This window comes from Pseudomonas sp. ANT_H4, assembly GCF_008369295.1.
In the GTDB taxonomy this organism is placed as follows: domain Bacteria; phylum Pseudomonadota; class Gammaproteobacteria; order Pseudomonadales; family Pseudomonadaceae; genus Aquipseudomonas.
The window spans coordinates 1-2,778 of record NZ_VOBG01000061.1; the positions used below are offsets into that span (position 1 = coordinate 1).

The 2,778-nt window shown below is 55.9% G+C and carries 1 protein-coding gene and 1 pseudogene; both read right to left on the reverse strand.

The features are described 5' to 3' along the window. Positions 1-2,446, reverse strand: a 2,446-nt coding sequence (locus FQ182_RS29425; RefSeq protein ID WP_149415340.1) for a CusA/CzcA family heavy metal efflux RND transporter, incomplete at its 3' end; no start/stop codon positions are given. Between the two features lie 26 nt (positions 2,447-2,472). Continuing rightward, positions 2,473-2,778 (reverse strand): annotated as a pseudogene (locus tag FQ182_RS30100) (efflux RND transporter periplasmic adaptor subunit); the annotation flags it as partial.

Consider the following 2,778-nt stretch of genomic DNA (forward strand, 5'->3'; position numbering starts at 1 on the left):
GGCTAGCCACCTCTGAAAGAGCAATAAACCCGATCTGATCGGCATTGGTGTTAAGCAGCGCCGGTACCGGGATTAGCAGTGTGGACAATCCCTCGAGATCCTTACGCATGGCGTCGGATAAACGCACTACCATATCGAATCGGCGGTCTCCCTCATACATCGTACCGGCTTGACGACCACCAACCGCCACCGCAATGGTGTCTTGTACGTCGCCAACGTTCAGTCCGTAACGCGCGGCTTTGTCGCGGTCGATGTTGATGGTCAGCACCGGCAGCCCCGATGTTTGCTCGACTTTGACCTCGGAGGCACCATTGATCTTCTGCATGGACGCAGCAATTTTTGCAGCGGTGCTGTTAAGGACCGCCATGTCATCACCGAAGACCTTCACTGCCACATCACTGCGCACACCTGAAATCAGCTCGTTAAAACGCAATTGAATAGGCTGAGAAAGCTCATAGTTGCTTCCGGGCATTCCAGCTGTAGCTTTTTGGATATCGGCTATCAACGCCTCCCTGGATTTATTCGGATCAGGCCATTGATTCTTCGGCTTGAGCATCACATAGCTGTCAGAGATGTTGGGTGGCATTGGATCGGAGGCAATTTCTGCTGTACCAGTACGAGCAAACATACGCTTGACCTCAGGTACCTTTGCCAACACAAGGTTTTCAAGACGTTGCTGCATTTCTACCGATTGCGTCAGGCTGGTACCTGGTACACGCAATGCTTGCAACGCGAAATCCCCTTCACTGAGACTCGGCACAAACTCGCTGCCCATTCGACTGGCGACCACACCGCACACTGCAATCACGCCTAGTGCTATGGCGAATGCCAATGATCGATGGCCCATGACCCATTCCAGCGCCGGGGCATACACCCGACGAGCGCCACGCATGATGATGTTCTCTTCTTCCTTCACCTTACCGGTGACGAACATCGCAATCGCCGCCGGGACAAAGGTCACCGACAACAGCATCGCGCCGAGCAAGGCGATCACCACAGTAAACGCCATGGGGTGAAACATTTTTCCTTCGACGCCGGTGAGGGCAAAAATCGGCAGGTACACGACCATGATGATCAACTGGCCGAAAATCAGCGGTCGGCGTGCTTCCTTGGCCGCCGCGAACACTTCGTGAAAGCGTTCGGAGCGGGTGAGGATGCGTCCGTGGTGTTGCTGTGCATGGGCCAGACGACGGATGGCGTTTTCGACAATGACCACCGCGCCATCAACGATGATGCCGAAGTCCAACGCTCCGAGGCTCATCAGGTTGGCGCTGACCTTGTTGGTAAACATGCCAGTGAATGTGAATAGCATCGCGAGCGGGATCACCATGGCAGTGATCAGAGCCGCGCGAATGTTGCCAAGGAACAGGAACAGAATCGCGATTACCAGGATCGCACCTTCAATCAAGTTCTTCTTAACGGTGGCAATTGCCTTGTCCACCAAATTGGTACGGTCATAGACGGTGACTGCCACCACCCCTTTTGGCAGTGAGCGGTTGATTTGCTCAAGCTTGCTGGCAACGGCTTGGGCCACGGTGCGGCTGTTCTCACCGATCAGCATGAACACTGTGCCGAGCACCACTTCACGACCGTTTTCGGTCGCGGCCCCCGTACGCAATTCACGGCCGATGTCCACGGTTGCGACGTTCTTGACGCGGATAGGCGTGCCATCGACGTTGGCCATGACGATATTGGCGATATCGTCGGTGGTCGCTACTTGGCCAGGTGCGCGAATCAGTAACTGTTCGCCACTGTGCTCGATGTAACCGGCACCGACGTTGGCGTTGTTGCGCTCCAGCGCTGTTACAAGGTCAGTCAGAGTCAGCTTGTAAGCCGCCAAGCGTTTTGGATCGGGCGCAATCTGGTACTCCTTGGCGAACCCGCCAATGGTATTAATTTCGGCGACCCCGGGAACATTGCGCAGCTGAGGCTTGATGATCCAGTCTTGGATCACCCTCAGGTCGGTCGGTGTATAGGGACTGCCGTCCTCCTTGACGGCACCTTCTTCAGCCTCGACCGTCCACAGGAAAATTTCACCCAGACCGGTTGAGATCGGCCCCATGACGGCTTCCACACCCTCGGGCAGTTGCTCCTTGGCCACCTGCAACCGTTCGTTGACCAATTGCCGGGCGAAGAACAGGTCAGTGCCTTCCTTGAAGATCACTGTGACTTGCGACAAACCCGAGCGTGACAGCGAGCGAGTTTGTTCTAAAGCCGGCAAACCAGCCATTGCAGTTTCGATGGGAAACGTGATGCGCTGCTCGGTTTCCAGTGGTGAAAAACCTGCTGCGCCCGTGTTGATTTGCACCTGGACGTTGGTGATATCGGGAACGGCGTCGATCGGCAGCTTCTGGTAGCTGGCTATACCGAGGCCGGCCATGAGGAGAACCGCAAGCAGCACGATGATGCGCTGCTCGATGGCAAATTGGATCAGGCGTTCGAACATGAGAACCTTCTCGTGGAAGTGGCGGATCAGTGGGCGTGTGTAGCCGAGGCTTTACCCAGTTCTGATTTCAGAATGAAACTGCCGGCAGCGGCGACTTGAACACCGGGCTCCAGGCCCTCCGTGATCTCGACCAAACCTGCTGAACGGCCGCCTGTCTCCACTGGCTGAGCCTTAAACCCGTCGTCCGTTCGAACGAAAACAGTTGGCTTGTCCTCGACCGTCTGGATAGCCGCTTCTGGTACTGCGACCTTTGTTTGCCGAGTATCAGTGTCAACCTGCACGGTCACGAATAGCCCGGGACGCCATGCACCTTGTGGATTGGCCAAGGTCAC